Origin of the sequence: Chimaeribacter californicus, assembly GCF_002858675.1 — a bacterium.
Classification (GTDB): domain Bacteria; phylum Pseudomonadota; class Gammaproteobacteria; order Enterobacterales; family Enterobacteriaceae; genus Chimaeribacter; species Chimaeribacter californicus.
Map to the genome: position 1 here is coordinate 47,441 of NZ_PJZF01000025.1, position 19,935 is coordinate 67,375.

Annotated in this window: 18 protein-coding genes, 1 tRNA gene and 1 pseudogene; 8 read left to right on the forward strand and 12 right to left on the reverse strand. The window is 60.8% G+C overall.

The features are described 5' to 3' along the window. Positions 1-312 precede the first annotated feature (312 nt). The 5 genes from CYR55_RS20620 to CYR55_RS20640 all read right to left on the reverse strand — a co-directional run bounded on the left by CYR55_RS20620 (position 313) and on the right by CYR55_RS20640 (position 4,202). Positions 313-393 (reverse strand) — tRNA-OTHER (locus CYR55_RS20620). A 126-nt stretch (positions 394-519) separates the two neighbouring features. Continuing rightward, a complete protein-coding gene (cspE, locus tag CYR55_RS20625) occupies positions 520-732 on the reverse strand; it encodes a transcription antiterminator/RNA stability regulator CspE (protein ID WP_101818225.1) in 213 nt (70 codons plus the stop codon). Positions 733-1,234: 502 nt separating this feature from the next. Further along, positions 1,235-1,675, reverse strand: coding sequence for a peptidoglycan-binding protein LysM (lysM, locus tag CYR55_RS20630; protein WP_101818226.1), 441 nt, complete (start codon positions 1,673-1,675; stop codon positions 1,235-1,237). 114 nt (positions 1,676-1,789) lie between these two features. Beyond that, positions 1,790-3,106: a CitMHS family transporter gene (locus CYR55_RS20635; protein ID WP_101818227.1), complete on the reverse strand. Its 1,317-nt coding sequence runs from the start codon at positions 3,104-3,106 to the stop codon at positions 1,790-1,792. Positions 3,107-3,449: 343 nt separating this feature from the next. Next, positions 3,450-4,202, reverse strand: coding sequence for an SDR family NAD(P)-dependent oxidoreductase (locus CYR55_RS20640; RefSeq protein WP_101818228.1), 753 nt, complete (start codon positions 4,200-4,202; stop codon positions 3,450-3,452). 116 nt (positions 4,203-4,318) lie between these two features. Here CYR55_RS20640 and CYR55_RS20645 point away from each other — a divergent pair, with 116 nt between their 5' ends. The 3 genes from CYR55_RS20645 (at position 4,319) to CYR55_RS20655 (ending at position 6,435) form a co-directional block, all read left to right on the forward strand. Continuing rightward, positions 4,319-5,251, forward strand: a complete 933-nt coding sequence (locus CYR55_RS20645; protein ID WP_101818252.1) for a LysR family transcriptional regulator — start codon at positions 4,319-4,321, stop codon at positions 5,249-5,251. A gap of 82 nt (positions 5,252-5,333) precedes the next feature. Further along, a complete protein-coding gene (locus CYR55_RS20650) occupies positions 5,334-6,038 on the forward strand; it encodes a DJ-1/PfpI family protein (RefSeq protein WP_101818229.1) in 705 nt (234 codons plus the stop codon). 1 nt (position 6,039) lies between these two features. After that, complete coding sequence (locus CYR55_RS20655) at positions 6,040-6,435, forward strand: VOC family protein (RefSeq protein ID WP_101818230.1); 396 nt, start codon at positions 6,040-6,042, stop codon at positions 6,433-6,435. Between the two features lie 88 nt (positions 6,436-6,523). On the opposite strand, the gene CYR55_RS20660 is transcribed toward CYR55_RS20655, so the two are convergent. Beyond that, entirely contained in the window at positions 6,524-7,264 is a 741-nt protein-coding gene (locus CYR55_RS20660; protein WP_101818231.1) for an NADPH-dependent oxidoreductase, read from the reverse strand. 219 nt (positions 7,265-7,483) lie between these two features. On the opposite strand from CYR55_RS20660, the gene pdxR reads away from it, so the two are divergent. Continuing rightward, complete coding sequence (gene pdxR / locus CYR55_RS20665; protein WP_101818232.1) at positions 7,484-8,965, forward strand: MocR-like pyridoxine biosynthesis transcription factor PdxR; 1,482 nt, start codon at positions 7,484-7,486, stop codon at positions 8,963-8,965. Here pdxR and CYR55_RS20670 read toward each other — a convergent pair. Continuing rightward, a complete protein-coding gene (locus tag CYR55_RS20670; protein ID WP_241522199.1) occupies positions 8,957-9,832 on the reverse strand; it encodes a DMT family transporter in 876 nt (291 codons plus the stop codon). The genes pdxR and CYR55_RS20670 overlap by 9 nt on opposite strands. Positions 9,833-10,016: 184 nt before the next feature. Between CYR55_RS20670 and CYR55_RS20675 the strand changes: the two genes are divergently transcribed. Further along, positions 10,017-10,544 (forward strand): GNAT family N-acetyltransferase, encoded by a 528-nt coding sequence (locus tag CYR55_RS20675; protein WP_101818234.1) that lies wholly within the window; start codon positions 10,017-10,019, stop codon positions 10,542-10,544. 33 nt (positions 10,545-10,577) lie between these two features. Here CYR55_RS20675 and CYR55_RS20680 read toward each other — a convergent pair whose 3' ends face one another. The 3 genes from CYR55_RS20680 to CYR55_RS20690 are packed head-to-tail and all read right to left on the reverse strand — an operon-like array spanning position 10,578 to position 14,438. Further along, the gene (locus tag CYR55_RS20680) at positions 10,578-11,903 is read right to left on the reverse strand and encodes a c-type cytochrome (protein ID WP_101818235.1); all 1,326 of its coding nucleotides are present in this window, start codon (positions 11,901-11,903) and stop codon (positions 10,578-10,580) included. Next, a complete protein-coding gene (locus CYR55_RS20685; protein ID WP_101818236.1) occupies positions 11,903-13,678 on the reverse strand; it encodes a GMC family oxidoreductase in 1,776 nt (591 codons plus the stop codon). The genes CYR55_RS20680 and CYR55_RS20685 overlap by 1 nt, the downstream gene beginning before the upstream one ends. Positions 13,679-13,721: 43 nt before the next feature. Continuing rightward, entirely contained in the window at positions 13,722-14,438 is a 717-nt protein-coding gene (locus CYR55_RS20690) for a gluconate 2-dehydrogenase subunit 3 family protein (protein ID WP_101818237.1), read from the reverse strand. A 470-nt stretch (positions 14,439-14,908) separates the two neighbouring features. Here CYR55_RS20690 and CYR55_RS24045 point away from each other — a divergent pair. Together CYR55_RS24045 and CYR55_RS20700 are read left to right on the forward strand one after the other, a co-directional pair. Continuing rightward, positions 14,909-15,959 (forward strand): annotated as a pseudogene (locus CYR55_RS24045) (Gfo/Idh/MocA family protein). A gap of 99 nt (positions 15,960-16,058) precedes the next feature. Further along, positions 16,059-17,078, forward strand: a complete 1,020-nt coding sequence (locus tag CYR55_RS20700; protein WP_101818238.1) for a LacI family DNA-binding transcriptional regulator — start codon at positions 16,059-16,061, stop codon at positions 17,076-17,078. Positions 17,079-17,173: 95 nt separating this feature from the next. Here CYR55_RS20700 and CYR55_RS20705 read toward each other — a convergent pair whose 3' ends face one another. Next, the gene (locus tag CYR55_RS20705; protein ID WP_101818239.1) at positions 17,174-17,386 is read right to left on the reverse strand and encodes a hypothetical protein; all 213 of its coding nucleotides are present in this window, start codon (positions 17,384-17,386) and stop codon (positions 17,174-17,176) included. Further along, positions 17,383-17,673 (reverse strand): hypothetical protein, encoded by a 291-nt coding sequence (locus CYR55_RS20710; RefSeq protein ID WP_101818240.1) that lies wholly within the window; start codon positions 17,671-17,673, stop codon positions 17,383-17,385. Before CYR55_RS20710 ends, CYR55_RS20705 begins: the two co-directional genes overlap by 4 nt. Positions 17,674-17,991: 318 nt before the next feature. Here CYR55_RS20710 and CYR55_RS20715 point away from each other — a divergent pair, with 318 nt between their 5' ends. Further along, positions 17,992-19,905, forward strand: coding sequence for a methyl-accepting chemotaxis protein (locus CYR55_RS20715; protein WP_420912744.1), 1,914 nt, complete (start codon positions 17,992-17,994; stop codon positions 19,903-19,905). Positions 19,906-19,935 lie beyond the last annotated feature (30 nt).

Below are 19,935 nucleotides of genomic sequence, written 5' to 3' on the forward strand. Positions count from 1 at the left end.
ATACACGCTGATTAAGATCACTTTTTACCCATGATGCTCGATAAGATAGGGGGCAATTGGCGCTGTCGAGGAGCAGATCCAACCTCATGACCAACAGCTCTCAAAAGTCTTTGAATGGGTTGGTGGCAGCGGCGGAAGCACTCACAGCTGATTTCTTATTATTTTGATTAGCGTTATAAATAAAAAACCCCGTATGCCAGAGGCACACGGGGTCAATGATTATTTCCGGCAGCAAAATATGCGCGTGAATAAATACACCTGAACAGGCTTTGCTGCGGGTCAATAATTATAAACAGGGAATAAAAGAAAATATGGACCGCCATCGAGGGTTCGAACCCCGGACTGCCAACCTTCGGAATAAGGTTGCCGCTCTTCCAACTGAGCTAATGACGTATTTTCTTCACCCCGGCACATAACGGTAACGTCATGCGCCGGGGGAATAAGGGAAGTTAACGCAACGTGTCTGCTCCGGGGAACCCATCATCGCTGTCGCACGTCTGCCTTCCCTGTTTTTTCAGCTTACAGCGCGACAACATTCACGGCTGATGGGCCTTTCGCACCTTGCTCAATGCTGAATTCAACCTGCTGGTTTTCTTCCAGAGTTTTGAAATCATTGCTCTGGATGGCAGAGAAGTGCACGAACACGTCTTTGCTGCCGTCAGCCGGAGAAATAAAACCAAAACCTTTACCTGCATCGAACCATTTTACTGAACCGGTCATTTTAGTAGACATAGAAATTTCCTTTCTGTTTTTTTAGGCCGCCATAATGGCGAAGGAGGTCTGTTTTTTTAGTGAGAATTTATGGGGCACTAAAAGAAGAAATTTCACTGAAGAAGGGGTATCTGAAGATATCGCTAATACGGAGAATCGCTTGACTAAAATTGCTTTCAAAAATCTGTACCACAAACCGAGAACGCTATTTACACATAATTAACAGGCATTAGCAAGCGCTATTTATTTTACCCGCAAAGGCAGCGGCAACAATCCGCGGACATGACACAGGCATTATTTATTTCCCGAAGGGAATCCTCCGCGCTGTGCGCCGATCCCCGGCGAAACGCACCATGTTACACTGCCAGGCAAAAAAGAGTTTCCCGGAGGGAAAAGTGAGAATAAATCAGTTGATGTTATAAGTATGTTGTAACTATGAAGTAAAGAATACACGCTTTTGCATCAGGATGCTAAAACCGCGTGGAGGAAACGCCCCGGCTGGCCGGGGCGCGGACAGACGAGATTACGCAGGAATACGCAGTTTCTGGCCCGGATAGATTTTATCAGGGCTGGAGAGCATCGGCTTGTTGGCTTCGAAAATCTTGTTGTACTGGTTCGCGTCACCGTACATTTTCTGGGAGATTTTGCTCAGCGTGTCGCCGGAGACCACGTTATAGAATTGTGACGCCGGCTCAGCGGCCGCGCTGGTCACCTGGTCATCCACTTCGCTGATGCCGTGCACGTTACCGGCTGCCACCAGGATCTTCTCTTTCTGCTCCTGGGTCAGGCCGTCGCCGGTCACTACCGCTTTATTGCCGTCCACTTTCACATCCACTTTGTCACTGCCCGGCAGATTCAGTTCGTTGATGTGCTTTTTCAGGGCATCGCTGGCCTGCGATTCGTTGCCTTTTACCGCATCCCACAGTTTTTCGCCTGCATCTTTCACAAAATCAAAAAGTCCCATGCCTTGCTCCTTGTTATGACTAAGAGTAGTAAACGTAGCAAAGATTTGGCGTTTCAGCCGGTTGGCGCGGCAAACCCGCGCCGTTTCCGGACGATTCTGACCGCCGCCCTGCCCTCACCCCTTCTGGTAAAGCGGGAACGCGCCACACAGCAGGCCGCCGGCCATCAGCGCCAGGCTTACCAGAATCCCCCACTTTATGGCGAAACGCTGGTGGTCGCCGATGTCCACTTTCGCCAGCCCCACCAGCAGGTAGACCGACGGCACCAGCGGGCTGAGCAGGTGGAACGGCTGGCCGATGATCGAGGCGCGGGCGATCTGCTCCGGGGTAATGCCGTAGCTGGCGGCCGTCTGCGCAATCACCGGCAGAATGCCGAAGTAAAAGGCGTCATTCGACATAAAGAAGGTGAACGGCAAACTGACCAGTGCGGTAAATACCGCCAGATAGGGGCCGAAGCTGTGGGGGATAACCGCCAGCAGGCTTTTCGCCATCGCGTCCACCATGCCGGTGCCGGAGAGGATGCCGGTGAATATCCCGGCGGCGAAAATCAGTGAGGTCACGGCCAGCACATTGCCGGCATGGGCACCGATACGCGCTTTCTGCTGCGCCAGAGAGGGGTAGTTCAGCATCACGGCAATCGCGAACGCCAGCATAAACAGGATCTGGATCGGCAGCAGCCCCACCACCAGCAACACCAGCAGCACCGTGGTCAGGATGAAGTTCGGCCAGAACATCCGTGGGCGGCGGTTGGCCTCATTCTCTTCGGCATCGCCAAAGCCCAGATCGATGGCGTCTAGGTGCCGGCTGTCAAGGCGCATCACCCCCAGCCGTTTGCGCTCGCGCAGCCCGAACAGCACCGCCAGCCCCACCAGCGTGACGCAGCCGAGGAAGATCGCCGGCAGCATCGGGATGAAAATATCCAGCGCATCAATATGCAGCGCCGCCGCGGCGCGGGCGGTCGGCCCACCCCACGGGGAGAGGTTCATGATGCCGCTGGCGAGGTTGATCAGGCAGGTCATCGCCAGCACGTTCATGCCGAGTGTGCGGTAGAGCGGTAAAAACGCTGCCACGGCGATCATATAGGTGGTGGAACTGTCGCCGTCGAGTGACACCAGCAGGGTCAGGATGGCGGTACCCATCAGCACTTTCAGCGGGTCACCGCGCACAATCCGCAAAATGGCGCGCACCAGCGGGTCAAACAGCCCGGCATCGATCATCAGGCCAAAATAGAGGATCGAGAAGGTCAGCATCACGCCGGTCGGGGCCAACACTTTAACGCCGTTGAGCATCATATCGCCCAGCCCGGAATAAAAACCGCCCGCCAGCGCAAACAGGGTCGGCACAATGATCAACGCAATCAGCGCTGACATCCTTTTGGTCATGATTAAGTACATGAAACAGATCACCATCGAAAAACCAAGTATCGTCAGCAAAATCAATTCCTCTTATCAGTGGCGAACGTGGGCAACGAAATGGGGCGCGGCCGCGATGTGATGAGAATGCAGGTAACCAACCAGGCGCTTAGGTTTTCACAGGCGCGCGTTAAACGGTTAACCTTTTGTTTTAGATTGATATATCCACTTTGCAGCGTAGCAATAAAATTTCATGCATACTTTTTTTAACCCTAAAAGGTGATGACGATCATGCAGGAGGGCGTAGCGAAGGAGGGAATGTGACAGGGATCACGCATAAAAACGGCTAATGCTACCGGGCAGGGAAACAGAGCAGGCCAGCGCGGAGCCGGCCTGATTCACGCGTTGTGAACAGCAGGAAGCCTTAAATCTGTACCAGGCCGCCATCCACAAAGAGTTCTACCCCATTAATGTAGCTGGCGTCGTCAGAGGCTAAAAACAGCACGGCCTTAGCGATCTCGTCCGGCTGGCCGACCCGCCCGGCCGGGATGGACTCAACCATCTGCGCCTTGATCTCTTCGGCCTGTCCACCGTTGCCGAACAAGGTGTCCAGCCCGCTGGTGTCTGTGACGCCGGGGCTGATGACGTTGACCCGGATGCGGCGCTCCTTGAGATCCAGAATCCAGCTACGCGCGAAGTTACGCACCGCCGCCTTGGTCGCGGAGTACACGCTGAAGGCCGGGGTGCCGGCGATGCTGGTGGTCGAAGAGGTCAGCACCACCGCGCCGCCGTCACGCAGCAGCGGCAGCGCCTTTTGCACCGTAAACAGCACGCCTTTCACGTTGATATCAAACGTCTGCTGATAGTGCGCCTCGGTAATCGCCCCCAGCGGCGCAAACTCCCCGCCACCGGCGTTCGCCACCACCACATCGATATGGTTATGCTTCTGCTGCACCGCGTCATACAGGCGGTCGAGATCCGCAAGCTGGCTGACGTCACCCTGCACCCCGGTCACGTCACCGCCGATGGTTTTCACCGCCGCGGCCAGCGTCTCCTTACGGCGGCCGGTGATAAATACCGCCGCGCCCTGGTCAGCGAAGGCTTTTGCGGTGGCGAGGCCAATACCGCTGGTTGCCCCGGTCACTACCACTACTTTTTGCGCAAATGTCGTTTTCATGTTGTCTCTCCGTTATCTATTGGGTTGTTGGAAATGAGACTATCACCGCAACGAAGGTGCAAAAAGTCAGCAAAAATGGTATCCATCGTTCTGTTTACGGAACACTGAGGGTGCTGATGCGTATTGATTTAAATGATTACCGCTACTTTGCAGAGGTGGTGGCCCACGGCGGGTTTGCCGCCGCCGGGCGGGCGCTGCATGAGCCGAAATCCAAGCTCAGCCGCCGCATCGCCAATCTTGAGGCGCGCCTCGGGGTACGGCTGATTGAGCGCACCAGCCGCCGTTTCCGGGTGACTGAGGTGGGGCAGTCGTTTTACCTGCGCTGCCGGGCGATGCTGCTGGAGGCAGAACAGGCCGAAGCGGTGGTGGCCGAGACCCAGGCCGAGCCGCACGGCCTGGTGCGGTTCAGCTGCCCGACCGGCATGGTGGAGGTGGTCTCGCCGCTTATCACCGCGTTCCTGCACCGTTACCCGAAAGTCAGGCTGCAACTGATCGCCATTGATCGCGCCGTGGATCTGATTGAGGAGCGGATAGATGTGGCGCTGCGCATCCGCATCGCGCTGACCAGCGATGCGGAACTTATCATGCGCTCACTCGGGGAATCACGCCGTATTCTGGTGGCCGGGCGGCAGTGGGCAACCCAGCGCGGCCAGGCGATCACCGCGCTTGCTGACCTGCCGACGCTCGCCACCCAGGATGAACCGGGCGACGTGGTGTGGGAACTGGAGTCGATGGCGGGCGACACGCACACCGTGCGCCATGTGCCGCGCATGACTTGCAGTGATTTCGCTGCGGTGCGCGCCGCCGCGATCCAGGGGCTGGGCGTGGCGTTTCTGCCGGATCACAGCTGCCGTGAGGCGCTGGCGCAGGGGGAGTTAATCCGCCTCTGGCCCGAGTGGCACAGCCAGGCCGGGCGGGTGCATCTGGTGTTCACCACCCGGCGTGGGCTGCCCCCGGCGGTGCGGGCCTTTATCGACTGCCTCGCCGGCGGGTTCCCGGCCGAGGCGCTGAGTGATAAAGCGGGGCTGAATCTGAAAAAAAGGGAGTGAAGCGCCCCACGATACCAATTGGCTTGCATCCTGCTCAAAAAACAGCAAAAGATAAGCCCCCCTTTCCTGCGAGGAGACACCCATGTCCGGCCCGCTTTCTGTTGGCTTTTTGCTGTTCCCCCACCTCACCCAGCTTGACCTGACCGGGCCGTACGAGGTGTTTGTGCGTGCGCCCTATACCCGCGTGCACCTGATCTGGAAAACCCTCGATCCGGTCACCGCTGACCGCGGCCTGGGCCTGCTGCCGACCACCACCTTTGCCGACTGCCCGGATCTGGATGTTCTCTGCGTACCCGGCGGGCCGGGGCAGATTGACCTGATGGAAGATAGGGAGACGCTGGCGTTCCTGCGTGATAAGGCGCAACGGGCGCGGCTTATCACCTCGGTCTGTACCGGCTCGCTGGTGCTGGGTGCCGCCGGGCTGTTGCAGGGCTACCGCGCCACCAGCCATTGGGCCTCGCTGGACCAGCTCGCGTTGCTGGGCGCAGAGCCGGTGGCGGAGCGCGTGGTGCATGACCGCAACCGTATCACCGGCGCGGGGGTGACCTCCGGCATCGATTTTGCCCTGCATGTGGTGGCGGAAATCTATGGCACCGAGGTGGCGCAGCTGATCCAGCTGCATATGGAGTATGACCCGGCCCCGCCCTTCCCCGGCGGCTCCCCACACAGCGCCTCCCCGGCATTACTGCACGCCGCCCGCGAACAGAGCGCGGCCTTTATTGAAAAACGCCGCGCCGTGACTGAACGCGCCGCCGCTGCGTTGCAGCCTTCAGACAAGGAGTCATAACGTGAGAACGCAAAAACGATGCATGGGCTATGTGGCGATCGTGGTGGATGATTACGACCGCGCCATCGCCTACTACACCGAAAAACTGGGCTTTACCCTGGTGGAAGACACGCCCCAGCCCGGCAAACGCTGGGTGGTGGTGACGCCCAACCCGGAAAGCGACTGCAATCTGCTGCTGGCGCGCGCCTCAAACGAACGCCAGGCGGGCTTTATCGGCAACCAGTGCGGCGGGCGGGTTTTCTTATTCCTGCAGACGGATGACTTCTGGCGCGACTACCACGCGATGAAAGCCAACGGCGTACACTTCTGCGGGGAACCGCGCGAGGAGGAGTATGGCCTGGTGGTGGTGTTTGAAGATCTCTACGGCAACCGCTGGGATCTCTACCAGAACGCCTGAAGTGCGCTGGTCATCTTATTGAAAGGGATAAGAATATAAAGACGGGCGGAAAAACTAAGGCGAAGGGTTGCCCTTCGCCTTTACCTCATTATTTCTCAGTGCCGAAGCCCTGTTTAATCACGGCCGGCAGCACGTTCGGGAAATAGATATTTTTATAATACCCGCCCACGCTTTCACTCCAGCTGTCGCCGTCTTTGCGGCCAATGGTTTCCCAATGCTGCTGGATTTCCTGGTTATAACGGGCGATCAGTGCCGGCAGGCCATCCTTGTTATAGGTTTCGCTATGGCGGAAGGTCTCCATCGGTAGGCGCGGTTTCTGGTGCGCCGGCTGATCGACATAGCCCAGCGCCAGGCCCACCACCGGGAAGGTCAGGGGCGGCAGATCCAGCAGGGCGATCATCTCGTCCGGGCTGCGGCGGATACCGCCAATCGGCACCACGCCCAGCCCCGCCGAGCGGGCGGCCGCCATCGCGGAGGCCAGCGCAATGCCGATGTCGGTGCAGCCGGAGACCAGGCTCTCGATGCTCTGATGGGCGATCTGCGTCTCCCCATTCATGGCAATCGCCTGTTCACTTTTATGCATATCCAGCACAAAGGTAATAAACACCGGTGCCTGGGCAATCCACGGCTGACCACCGGCAATCCCGGCAATCTGGCGGCGGCGCGCGCTGTCACGCGTCACAATCACCGACACCTGCTGGGAGTTCACCGAGGTCGGCGCACGGTAAGCGGACGCAATAATTGCATCCAGGGTTTCGTCAGAAATAGCGGTATCAAGGAAACTTCTTTCACTGCGATGGCTGGTCAGGGTGTCAATAACGGAATTCATAGTGCTCTCCACGGTGTCTTGCCCGTCACCCTACTATGATTCCTGGCCTGATAATTGTTTCGTTGTGCCATGGAAAGTGCGATGGAAAGCGCCATAGAAAGCGCGATGCAAAACAGGATGAAAAAGCGCAATAAGCACATTATCAGCGGGTTAACCCTCGGTAACCACGGGCGGATCGGGTACGATGCCTGACCAGAGAACGGACGAAAGGTGCAGCGGGTGACCAGAAAAGCAAAACAGAATGATGTGCCTGCGCTGGGTGCGCTGGACCGGCAGGCCGGGCAACTCAGCCGCCAGTTGACGCAGGCCCTGCGGCAGGCCATCCGCAATGGCAGCCTGCAACCCGGCGAGGCGCTGCCCTCCACGCGCAGGCTGGCGCGGGCGTTGCAGCTGGCGCGCGGCACCGTCACCGAGGCGTATGAACAACTGGTCGCGGAGGGGTTTCTGGTCTCGCGCCGCGGGTCAGGCACCTGGGTGACCCCATTTCAGGACGTGACGCCGCCCACCAGTGCTCCGCCCCTGTGCGCACCGCCCCTGTCCGCGCAGGCGCAGGCCTTTGCCCGGGCCGCCGGCTGCATCGTCACCCTCCCCGCCGCACCCTTTGCCGTCTCTGAGCCGGTGGGGGCCGCCGCGCCGGATGATGTCTGGCGCACACTGGGCAACCGCCTGCGTGCACGGGGCGCAGGTGCGCCCGCCGGTTACGCCGCCCCGCACGGTGCGTGGCCGTTGCGCCAGGCGGTGGCGGAGTACGTACGCACCGCCCGGTCGGTTCAGTGCACGCCGGAACAGGTGATCATCACCGCCGGTATCCAGCAAGGGCTGGCGCTGTCCGCTCAGGTACTGCTGGATGCCGGTGAGGCAGCCTGGGTGGAGGACCCGGGCTACCCCGGTATTACCGCCCTGTTTGAGAGCACCTGCCGGGACCGCCGGATGATCCGGGTGCCGGTGGACGCCGAAGGGCTGGATGTGCAGGCCGGAGAGGCGCTCGCCCCGCACGCGCGGGCGGCGTTTGTGACGCCGTCCCACCAGTATCCGCTCGGCATGCCGATGAGCATGTCGCGCCGCAATGCCCTGGTTGGCTGGGCCAGGGCGCAACAGGCGTGGATCGTGGAAGATGATTATGACAGCGAATTCCGCTACACCGGCCACCCGTTCCCCGCGTTGCAGGGGCTGGCCCCGGCCCAGGTGGTTTACCTCGGCACCTTCAGCAAAATTCTGTTCCCGTCACTGCGCCTCGGTTATGCCGTGGTGCCGGAGGCGCTGGTGGAGGCGTTTTGCGGCGCGCGGCTGCTGATGGACCGGCACCCGCCGGGGGCAGACCAGACGCTCCTGGCGGCGTTTATGGCAGAGGGGCATCTGGCGCGCCATATCCGCCGCCTGCGCACCCTGTATGCGGAGAAACACCATGACCTGAACCGCGCCGTGGCTGAACAGATTGACCCGGCGCTGGCCTGGCTCCAGCCCTGCGATCAGGGGATGCACCGGGTGCTGTGGCTGCGGGAGAGTGATGACCGCGTGGTGTTACCGCTGGCGCTGGCGGCCGGGGTGGCAGTACGCGCCATCTCGCCGATGTATGCCAATGGCCACGGCCGCAGCGGCCTGCTGCTCGGGCTGGGCGGCTACCCGCGTGAACAGGTAGAGGCCGCTGCCCGCACGCTGAACCGCATATTGATTAAGACGCGTAACAGCGCGTCAGCCTGAGCAGCGTTTGGCGGTGAGCACGCAGAGCATCACCCCGGCCATCACCGCGATCATCGCCGGTTCGACCGCTTCATGCAGTACCCACGCGGCCAGCGCCAGCCCGAAGAAGGGTTGCAGCAATTGCAACTGGCCGACCGCGGCAATACCGCCCTGCGCCAGCCCGCGATACCAGAAAATAAAGCCTACCCACATGCTGAACAGCGACACATAACCCAGCGCCGCCCAGGCCGCGCCCCCGGCCGCCGGCCAGTGGGCGGGCGCGGTAGCCAGCATCAGCAGCAGGGCCAACGGCAACGCGAACACCAGCGCCCAGGAGATCACCTGCCAGCCGCCGAGCGTGCGCGACAACACCGCCCCTTCGGCGTAGCCCAGGCCGCACAGCACAATCGCCGCCACCATCAGCAGGTCACCTGACGACAGCCCACCGCCGCCATGGCGCAGCGCAAACCCCATCACCAGCGCCGCCCCCAGCCCGGAGAAGAGCCAGAACGCCGGGCGCGGCCGCTCACCCCCGCGCAGCACGCCGAACAGGGCGGTTGCCAGCGGCAGCAGGCCGATATAAACCAGCGAATGGGCCGACGTGGTGTGTTGCAGCGCCAGCGCCGTGAGCAGCGGGAACCCCACCACCACCCCGGCGGCGACGGTGGCCAGCGGCAGCCACTGCGCCCGCCGTGGCGCGCGTTGCCGTAACAGCAGCAGCGCCGGGCCGGCCAGCAGCGCGGCAATCACCGCCCGGGCGGCCGTCAGGAAAAGCGGGTCAAACGCCAGCACCGCCAGCCGGGTCGCCGGAAGCGAGCCGCTGAAGATCAGCATACCGATGAAACCATACACCCACCCCTGCGCCACGCCTGCCGTGTTACCCGTCATACCTGTCCCCATGCTGTGAATGAAAAGACGCCCTGTGCGTCCCTGTTATTCTGGCGTGGTAACAGGTTTTGGGTCAGAGCCACTTTCCAAGGATTTCAGTGGGCCACTTTACGAGGAAGGGAAGATTGAGCCGGGCGGCCAAACCAGTTAGGGTGGGAACCCCCTTCACGATGGAACCGCGCCGATGGAAACATTATTTACCCCCCGTTTTACCCTGACCCCCCTGGCTGAACATGACTGGCCCTTTTTCCTGCAGCTGCGGCAGGACGACGAGATCATGCGCTATATGGCGGAAGTTGCCCCGGAAGCGGCAATCCGCGTGCTGTTTGACCAGCGTTTGCAGCCCTGGGTACCCGGCGCGCCGCAACCGCTGGACTTCATTATCCGGGCGCACGGCAGCGACACGCCGCTGGGCAATATCGGGTTACGCCATGGCGATGAGGGGCCGGCCGTTGCGGAAGTAGGGTATACGGTCGCGGTGGCGGCACAGGGGCGCGGCATTGCCGGTGAGGCATTGCAGGCGCTGTGTGAGTTTGCGTTCCGGCAGACGGGCATCCGCACCCTGAAAGCGGTGATCGTGGCGGAAAACGGGGCTTCGGCCAGGGTACTGGAGAAAAACGGGTTCCAACGGGTGGCCGTACTGAAGGCGAACTACACCTTGAACGGGCATACGTATGATGACTGGGTCTATCAGTTGTCGCGGGAAGCATAATTGCCCGGCCACAGGGCGTGGCCGGGCCGGGGGTTACCGGGGGTTACCGCTCTGCGCAGGCATCTGCGGCGGCAGTTTCAGCACCCCGCGTTTGCCCGCGACCTCTTTGGCTTCCACCGGGGAAGCCGCATTGCCCCAGGCGTTACGGATGTAGGTCGTCACCGCCGCCACCTGCTCATCGGTGAATTTCCAGGCAAAGCCCGGCATCGCCCCGCTGGTGGGGTTACCGTGGGTCACGGCACCGCGCCCGCCCTGCAACACCGTGGTGATCAGCGACGAGGCGTCCGGCCCGACGATCGCCGGGTTATCGGCCAGGCTGGCCGCCAGATGCGGGATGCCGGTGCCGTCACTGCTATGGCAGGCGGTACAGTTCACCTCATACAGGTTGGCGCCCATCTTCATCTGCGGGTTATCGGCCGGCAACGGCAGCGGTTTGCGGCGTTCCGATCCCGGCTGCGATTTCAGGTAGACGGCAATCGCATGGAGATCAGCGTCGGTCAGGTACTGGGTGGAGTTGGTCACCGCCTCCGCCATCGGCCCCGACGCCACCGCCACATGGTTACTGCCCAGCTTCAGGTACTGCACCACCTGTTCCGGCGTCCAGTTGCCGATGCCGGTCACCTTGTTGCTGGTGATCTCCGGCGCATACCATTCACTGAGGTTACTCCCCTGCAAATAGTCGCTGGTGTCACCGCCAATCAGGTTTTTCGCCGTGTGGCAGGCGGCGCAGTGTTCCAGCCCCTCGACCAGGTACGCACCGCGGTTCCATTCAGCAGTCTGGGTCAGATCGGGTTTGAACGGGGCGTTCTTAAAGAACAGCAGGTTCCAGCCCATCATCGCCAGGCGGATGTTGTACGGGAACGGCAGGTTGGTCTCCGGCACCGCGTTGTGTACCGGCTTCACTGACCGCATGTACATCCACAGGTCATGCATGTCCTGATCGCTGACTTTCACGTAGGCGTTGTACGGCATCGCCGGGTAGAGGTTCTCCCCCTCTTTGCCTTTGCCGTGGCGCACGGCGCGGAAGAAGTCACGCTCCGTCCAGCTGCCGATGCCGGTTTCCGCATCCGGGGTGATGTTGCTGGCAAAAATCCCGCCGAACGGCGTACTGATGGCGTACCCGCCCGAGTACGCCTGTTTGCTTTCCGGCGCGGTATGGCAGGCAACGCAGTCCCCCGCCAGTGCCACGTAGTGGCCGCGCGCGATGGCGGCGGCATCTGAGGCATTGAGCGGCGCATCCATGCGCGTGTGATTGCCGGCCACGTCATCGGCCGCCGTGGAGCCGTTCATCCAGAGCATCACGCCCGCGGCAACAGCCACCGCCGCCACGATGCCGCCGGCTAATTTGAATTTTTTCATCAGGACACCTTCACCAGCGGGCCGGGGTTTTTAAGGTACTGTTCAATAATCGCTTTCGCCGTCCACAGGCTCAGCGCACCGATGGTGCCGGTCGGGTTATAGCCGGCATTATTCGGGAAGGAGGAGGCGCCCAGCACAAACAGGTTGTGCATATCCCAGCTCTGCTGGTAGCGGTTCAGCACGCTGGTTTCCGGGTCGGTGCCCATTACCGCGCCGCCGATGGTGTGGTCACTGGCAAAGTTGTAAGGGGAGTAGTGACCTGAGGCGGAGTTGGTACCGATCACGATTTTCGCGCCCATCGCCTTGCCGAGTTCAACACTCTTCTCTTCAATGAATTTTGCCGAGCGGCGGTCATTCTCGTTGTAGTCGAAGGTCACACGCAGCAGCGCATTGCCGTTGTCGTCCACGTATTCCGGGTCGAGATCCAGGTAGTAATCTTCGTGGGAGTAGCTGGTGCCCTGCCCGAAGATAAAGGTCGCGTTCTGGAAGGCGTGGGTGTAGGCCGCTTTCCAGCCTTTGCCCCAGCGCGGTGAGCCGGGCGGCAGGGCATCGGCGTTGCCGATAGGCCGTGCGCCGCGTGCCACCACCAGAATACCGGCCCCGCCGATGAAGCCCATGCCGGTGTGATCGAAGTTGTCGCCGTTGAAATCATCCACCTGCTGGGAGAGCGCACCCGCGCCGATGAACTGGTTAAGGTTCTCATCCTCAAAGAACAGGCTGGCCCCGGAGACAGTCTGGAAGCTGTAGGCGCGGCCCACCACCCCTTTTTTGGTGACCGGATCGTACGGGCGGCCGATTTTCGACAGCAGCAGCAAACGCACGTTCTGCATCTGGAATGCCGAGAGGATCACGATCCCCGCCGGTTGTTCCCACTCCTGCTTGTTACGGTCGATGTAGGTGACGCCGGTGGCGGTTTTGCCGTCCTCCGCTTTGTTGACCCGCACCACGGCGGAGTCGGTCAGCACCGTGAAATTCCCACGCTGCATCAGCGCCGGGATCACGCAGGCGTTCGGGCTGGACTTGGAGAAGTTGCCGCAGCCGTAATAGAGGCAGTAGCCGCAATAGGTACACGGCCCCATGCGCACGCCAAGCGGGTTGACATAAGCGCGGGACGCCTGCCCGGCGGGCACCATAAACGGGTGCTGGCCCAGCGATTTGGCGGCATCGCGGAAGAGATCGGTGAGGCGCATCCCTTCCAGCGGCGGCAGGGGGTATTCACTGCTGCGATCGCCCTCAAACGGGTTGCCGTCTTCAATGGTTTTGCCGTTGAGTTTACCGGCCTTGCCGGAGACGCCGGCGATCTTCTCAAACCGGTCGTAGAACGGCTCCAGCTCCGCATAGGTCACCCCCCAGTCCTGGAGGATCAGCCCGTCGGCGATCTGTTTTTTGCCGTAGCGCGCCACCGTCTGGCTGTAGGGTTCGAAGTCAAACGGCGTGAAGCGCCACGCCATCCCGGCCCAGTGGGTGCCGGAACCGCCGACGTTGTAGCCCAGCTCGTTCAGGTTCCAGTCACGGGACGGCAGCGCTTTCTGCCGGATGGTGTTGCGGAAGGTGGTGGTCTCCACGGCGGGCGGCAGCAACATGCTGCGGCGCGTGTCCCAGCGCAGCTCATCGGTGTCAATGGAGGGCGGGAAATCGGTGGCGGTTTCAAACCAGGGACCGCGCTCAATGGCTACCACATTCAACCCGGCGCGGGTCAGCTCCTCAGCGATCAGGGAGCCGCACCACCCCAGGCCGACAATCACGACATCAGCATTTGGACGGACATTTTTCATTGTTATAACTCGTTAATACACAGCAACGTAAAAGAGGGCCCACTCACAGGGTGTTATCGATCAGGCTGGTCGGGATGATGGTCAGCTTCTGCCCTTTCTTGCCGAGCAGATCGCGGAAGTCATACCGCGCACCGGGGAAGCCAATCATCTTCCAGCTGGTCATGTCTTTGTTGCCGCCGTAGATCGGGTCAGCCAAAAAACCCTCGCGGACGTTTTGCAGCAGCAGTTCAAAAAAGACCTTGGTTTCCACTTCTGCGCCCATGTCCAGGCTGTCCGCTTCCATCGCCTGCAACACCCGGTCCTGCTGGTCGCCGCTCAGCTGGATAAAGGGCTTGCCGAACTGTTTCTGCGTGGCGGCATCCAGCGCGGCCAGCCCCTGGCGGTAGCGTTGGGCGGGGGTCAGCGGAGACTGGTTGCCCTGCTCCGGCGTGCCTTTGACAAAACGCCCCAGGCGGTAGAGAGCCACCGCGTTGCCGTAATCCCCGGCCAGCTGGCGGTCGATGAACACCGCACAGCCCGCGTCTTTGCCGCTCAGGCTCATCTCATCTGCCGGGATAAAGCGCTCGGCAATCGTGCCCACGGTCTCAAACTCGTGGGCGGTCAGGTATTGCAACCCGCCGGTACGGGGCGGGGGCGGCGGGGTATTGATTTTCCCGGTCTCCCAGGGCTGCCCGCCGCTGATCTCCTGCGCATTGGCACCCGGCAGCGTGGTGGCCAGCCCGACAGCGGCCAGCGAGGTGAGAAACTCTCTGCGTTTCATACTTTTTCCCTGCTACTGAATAAATTGCTCAACGTGTTAACGGCACCTGTCACGGCGCACTCTTATATGACGGACAGCCTCAGGCCGCCGTCGGTTAATCGGTTTACTTTTTCATCATTAAAAAAGCGTGGCCGGAAAAGCAAGGGCATGGCCTCGGCTGCCGGACACACTGTTTTGGCACGACACCCCCGCTGTTTTCCTTCTTAGGAAACAGGGCGGTGCGCAGGAACAAGCGTTTGTTTTTACATCTAAATCATTTTTTTAATAAAACTATAACATTGCGCGCATCTTAAAATTTTCCGCTGATCCTGGGTACTTTTCCGTTGATGGTTTTCCATCAACAGGGCGGTATCCGTTCCCCGCTCTCCCTTTCTATAGTGATGTCTGCCCTGCTGAAGCCGCAGGTATCGCGGCATAAAAAACATCGCGAAGACGATGTCTCTGATCCCTGACCACCACAAGGAGTGACTATGTTTCCGACCTCTCTGCCCCGCCCCCGCCCGGTTGCCCCCGGCCCGCTGCCCACCCTGCGCTGGGGCATCATTGGCCCCGGCTGGATTGCGGAACGCTTTACCGAGGCGCTGTGCCGCCACACCCACCAGCAGGTGGTGGCGGTGGCCGGCCGCACCCGCGAAAAAGCGGCACAGTTTGCGCAAAAGTGGGCGATCCCCCAGGTGTGTAATGACCTCGCCGCGCTGCTGGCGCTGGAACAGGTAGACGCGGTGTACATCGCCACGCCGCACAACCACCACTTCCCCGATGGCCTGCACGCCTTGCGGGCGGGCAAACATGTGCTGATTGAGAAACCACTGGCGCTGAATGCGCAGGAGGGCCGGGCGTTGCAGGCAGAGGCGCAGGCGCAAAAGCGCTTCTGCATGGAGGCGATGTGGTGCGACTTTACGCCCAAATATGATGTGCTGAGCCAGTTGCTGGAACAGGGCGATCTGGGTGACCTGCATACCCTGATTGCCGATCACGGGGAGTTTTTCACCCCCCGATCACCGTATTTTTAACCCGGATCTGGCAGGCGGGCCGATGCTGGATCTCGGCAGCTATCTGGTGGGGTTCAGCGTCAAGGTCGGGAACGGCGCACCCGATACCATTTATGCCCGTGGGCAGGCCGCGCCCGGGGGCGTTAATGGCCAGGCCTCAATGCTGTTTACCCATGCCAATGGGCTGCATTCGGTGCTGAATACCTCGCTGTTCAGCAGCACGCCGGGCACGGCAGTGATCGCCGGGCGCCGGGCGCGGCTGGTGCTGGAGGGGCATTTCTATGCGCCCGGCAACTTCACGCTGACGGCCAATCAGGGAAATAGCACGCTGCACTGGCAGGACGAGGGCCACCACTACGCCCAGCTTCGCCATGAGGCGGAGCACGTCGCCTGGTGCGTGGGGCAAGGGTTGACCGAATCCCCGATCCGCCCGCTGGCGACCTCGCTCACCACGTTAGAGGTAATGGATGAGGTGCGCCGCCAGTTAAGCATCGTGTTTAATGAGGAGCGCGAACCGCGAATCGTTTAGCAACAATTAGCTTCTTTCAGTTAACATTTTTATCCGCATAATATCTGAAATTTTTTTACAAACCGGCCGGTGACAGGGCCGGTTTTTTATGGGAAACGCATGAAAAAGCTCACCTTAGAGATGCTCGCCAAAATGGCGGACGTGGGTGTGGCCACCGTTGACCGGGTACTCAATGAACGGGGCGGCGTTTCTCCAGCCACAGCCAGAAAGGTGTTGCAGGCAGCACGCGAAAGCGGGCTGAAACGGGTGCTGCCGGAGGCCTATAACCACCCGTGGCAGGTTGAGGTGATCCTGAGCGCCAATGGCTCCTTTTTCTTCCGGAAGCTGGCAACGGATTTCAGCCATATCGCCGACGGGCTGGGCTACCGCCGCCTGACCCTGCACCGTACCTTTATCCCTGAATCCCAGCCGGAGACGCTGGCCCGGCACCTTGAGGCGTGCAGCCGCACGCGTGACGGCATCATGGTGTTCGCGCAGGATTACCCGGCGATCCATGAGGCGCTGGCGCACTGCAAGGCGCGCGGCGTGCCGGTGATCACGCTGGTCACTGACCTGCCGGACGCTCCCCGGCTATGCCACGTCGGCATTAATCAGCTTCAGGCCGGGCGTACTGCCGGCCTGATGATGGGAAAAATGCGGGCGATGCCGGGGGAGGTGATCATGGTCAGCGGGCGGTTTGACTACCGGGCGCACCGACAGCGCATTGAGGGGTTCCGCCAGGTGATGCAGCAACGCTTCCCGCATCTGCGCCTGCGCGAGGCGCTGGCCGGGCAGGATGACCGCGCCCTGATCAGTGATTTGCTGGAGCGGCATCTGGCCGGGGCCGATAACGTGGTCGGGCTGTATAACACCGGCATGGGCAACACCGAAGTCAGCCGGGCGCTGGCGCGGCACCAGCTGGCAGGCACCTGCCTCTACATCACCCATGAGCTCTACTCCCTGACCCGCACCCTGCTGGCACAGGATGTGGTGTCGCTGACCATTGACCAGAATGCGCGCCAGCATGCCCAACTGGCTACCGATATTCTGTTGCGCTACCTGGAAAGCGGTGACGCCCCCGACACCTACGTCACGGGCAATGTTGACTTCCGGCTGGTGACGCCCGAAAACCAGCACTGACCGGCCCGCCCTGCAAAGAAAAGGGGCAGAGGCCCCCACACGGGTGCACCTGCCCCATCGACCGAAAAGATCGGCATGGCCCGTGGGGCCACGGCTTACGCCTCTTCAGTCACGATCACGAACGCCCCGGTATCCTGCTTAACTTCCGCCCCGGCATCTGCACAGGCGGACGCCAGCCGGAAAAACTCATCACTGCCAATATTCCAGTCGAGCCTGATATAGCGATGTTGCCCGGAACGCAGCATCTCAAGTGCCTCACTGACACCCTCGGCCGATGCGCCATTCCCTGAAGTCTTCAGCCCGGTCATTTTTTCTTCCTGAGCAACTTTCTCAGCCCCCGCAGTTCTTTGGCAGAAAGCGGCGGCTCCGCAGACGCGCTGTCAGCCTGGGTGCTGTCTTCAATCGTCTCTTCCTCGTCGTCCTGGAACCCGGTGCTGTCGACATCGGCCGCACCTGGCGCAGTGCTGCTGAGCGCCTCGTCCAGCAGGGCGGCGGTTAACTGGCTCAGGCTGAGGCTTTTTTCTTCTGCCTCAGCGCGCAACTTCTCTTTTAATTCGCTGGGGATTTTAACGGTCAGACTGGTTATTTCACTCATGCACTACTCCGTAACATTATGGTAAATGACAGAAACAATGATGAAAACAAACCGGCAACTTGCCGTTAACAGTGTAACTGATTAACGCCATCTGAAAGGGAGATGTAAACAAAATCAGAGTGATCCGCTGTGCGGGGGCGGCGGAAAGAGGCAGGCAGGGCGTTCGGCAACGCCGCATTCTTTTTTCCTGCGGGTAAAGTTTCAGCAAAAAGTGGCCGATAACTCACCAGCAGGACGTTTATGTACAGGATGTCGCCGATGAGATAGCGCAACGCCGGGAGTGCCATAATGGCCGGAAAAGTACGACAGAAACACCCCATGAGCACCCGCACGCAGATGCTGCTGACGGGCGCATTAACCATCACCCTTGGGTTTGTTGTCACCATTGGTGTGCTCAGCTGGCAATCAGGCCGTGAGCAAAAATTGCTGGCCGAACAGTACCTGCAGCAAATTACCCAGTCCAGCGCCCTGCAGATCCAGCAGGAGCTGAGCTATGCCCGTGATGTGGCACACAACCTGGGCCAGAGCCTGATCGCGTTGCCTGCCGCCGGCATCAAAGACCGCGCCGCGGCAGATAAGCTGACGGAGTATGCCCTGCGGGATAACCCCGGTTATCTCTCGATGTCGGTGATTTTCGAACAGGACGCCTTCGACGGGCGCGATGCAGAATTCGCCGCCCTGCCCGGCCAGGCCCCAAAAGGCCGCTATGCCTGGTTCGTTGACAAAAATCAGGCGGGCCAGTACGCCATGCACCCGCTGCTCTCCTATGCCACACCCGGCCAGGGCGACTACTACCTGGTGCCGCAAAAGAGCCGCAAAGATACCCTCACCGAGCCCTACACCTACGCTTACAACGGCGTGCCGACGCTGCTGACCTCCGTCTCTTCACCGATCGTCAGTGACGGCAAACTCCTGGCGGTGATCGCCTCCGACATCTCTTTAGCCTCGTTGCAGAAAAAAGTTGACCAGATTAAGCCCTGGGAAGGCAGCGGCTACGCGATGCTGCTCTCCCATGGCGGCAAAGTGGTCTCCCACCCGGATAAAACCCTGGCGGGTAAAGTCTGGCCCGGCCAGACCGATAACTTCACGTCCGGCATTGTGCAGCTGCATGACCCGCAGCTGGACGAAGAGGTGATGATGACCTGGCAACCCGTCACCATCGGCAACAGCGACCAGCCGTGGTATCTCGGCGTGGTGGTGCCGGTCAGCAAGGTGATGGCCGCCGCCAACCGGCAGCTGATCAATGCCGTGATCCTGATGGTGGTGAGCATTCTGCTGGTGAGCGCGCTGCTCGGCGTTATCTTCAGCCGCAAAGTGCTGCGGCCGATCGGCGGCGAACCCTTGCAGGCGGCCACCATTGCGCTGGCGGTGGCGGAAGGCAAACTGGATAACGAGATCCCGGTCAGTGCCGGCGATCGCAGCAGCCTGTTTTTTGCTCTGCACACTATGCAGGCGCAGTTGCGCGGCATTGTCGGCCAGCTGAAAGATGCCAGTGACTCGGTGCGCCAGGGCGCGGGCGAGATTGCCAGCGGCAACCTTGACCTCGCCTCCCGTACCGAACAGCAGGCCGCTGCGCTGGAGGAGACCGCCGCCAGCATGGAGCAGATCACCGCCACGGTGAAACATAACGCCGCGAACACGCATCAGGCCACGGTATTGACGGAGAACGCTACCCGCATTGCCGGGCGCGGTGAGACGCTGGTCAATCAGGTAGTGGAGACCATGGCGCAGATTGATGACAGCGCCAAAAAGATCGGTGACATCACGGCGATTATCAACAGCATCGCATTCCAGACCAATATCCTGGCGCTGAACGCCGCGGTGGAAGCCGCGCGTGCCGGTGAGCAGGGGCGCGGCTTCGCCGTGGTGGCGTCTGAAGTGCGCAACCTGGCGCAGCGCAGCGCCACCGCCGCCACCGAGATCGCCGCGCTGATTGAAGAGTCAGGCCGCCGCGTCGGCAGCGGGGTGCAACTGGTGCATGATACCGGCAAAACCATGCAGGATATGACCCAGGCCGTGACCTCAATGCAGAGCATCATCAATGAGATCGCCACCGCCTCAGACGAACAGGCCAAGGGCATCAGCCAGGTCACTATTGCGGTTAACGAGATGGACGGCACCACACAGCAGAACGCCGCGCTGGTGCAGGAGATGTCGGCCGCTGCCAGTTCGCTGGAAGCCCAGGCGCAACAGCTCGCCCAGACGGTAGAACAGTTCCGGCTGACGGCATAGCCTGCGTTAAAAGCTGTACTATTGACTATC

What these genes read in the sequence shown, in the direction of transcription:
- cspE (WP_101818225.1), bottom strand. Translation starts at nt 732, where the DNA reads ATGTCTACTAAAATGACCGGTTCAGTAAAATGGTTCGATGCAGGTAAA.
- CYR55_RS20670 (WP_241522199.1), bottom strand. Translation starts at nt 9,832, where the DNA reads ATGACGGGTAACACGGCAGGCGTGGCGCAGGGGTGGGTGTATGGTTTC.
- CYR55_RS20680 (WP_101818235.1), bottom strand. Translation starts at nt 11,903, where the DNA reads ATGAAAAAATTCAAATTAGCCGGCGGCATCGTGGCGGCGGTGGCTGTT.
- CYR55_RS20675 (WP_101818234.1), top strand. Translation starts at nt 10,017, where the DNA reads ATGGAAACATTATTTACCCCCCGTTTTACCCTGACCCCCCTGGCTGAA.
- CYR55_RS20685 (WP_101818236.1), bottom strand. Translation starts at nt 13,678, where the DNA reads ATGAAAAATGTCCGTCCAAATGCTGATGTCGTGATTGTCGGCCTGGGG.
- CYR55_RS20650 (WP_101818229.1), top strand. Translation starts at nt 5,334, where the DNA reads ATGTCCGGCCCGCTTTCTGTTGGCTTTTTGCTGTTCCCCCACCTCACC.
- CYR55_RS20640 (WP_101818228.1), bottom strand. Translation starts at nt 4,202, where the DNA reads ATGAAAACGACATTTGCGCAAAAAGTAGTGGTAGTGACCGGGGCAACC.
- CYR55_RS20660 (WP_101818231.1), bottom strand. Translation starts at nt 7,264, where the DNA reads ATGAATTCCGTTATTGACACCCTGACCAGCCATCGCAGTGAAAGAAGT.
- CYR55_RS20705 (WP_101818239.1), bottom strand. Translation starts at nt 17,386, where the DNA reads ATGACCGGGCTGAAGACTTCAGGGAATGGCGCATCGGCCGAGGGTGTC.
- CYR55_RS20690 (WP_101818237.1), bottom strand. Translation starts at nt 14,438, where the DNA reads ATGAAACGCAGAGAGTTTCTCACCTCGCTGGCCGCTGTCGGGCTGGCC.
- lysM (WP_101818226.1), bottom strand. Translation starts at nt 1,675, where the DNA reads ATGGGACTTTTTGATTTTGTGAAAGATGCAGGCGAAAAACTGTGGGAT.
- CYR55_RS20715 (WP_420912744.1), top strand. Translation starts at nt 17,992, where the DNA reads ATGAGCACCCGCACGCAGATGCTGCTGACGGGCGCATTAACCATCACC.
- CYR55_RS20645 (WP_101818252.1), top strand. Translation starts at nt 4,319, where the DNA reads ATGCGTATTGATTTAAATGATTACCGCTACTTTGCAGAGGTGGTGGCC.
- CYR55_RS20710 (WP_101818240.1), bottom strand. Translation starts at nt 17,673, where the DNA reads ATGAGTGAAATAACCAGTCTGACCGTTAAAATCCCCAGCGAATTAAAA.
- CYR55_RS20700 (WP_101818238.1), top strand. Translation starts at nt 16,059, where the DNA reads ATGAAAAAGCTCACCTTAGAGATGCTCGCCAAAATGGCGGACGTGGGT.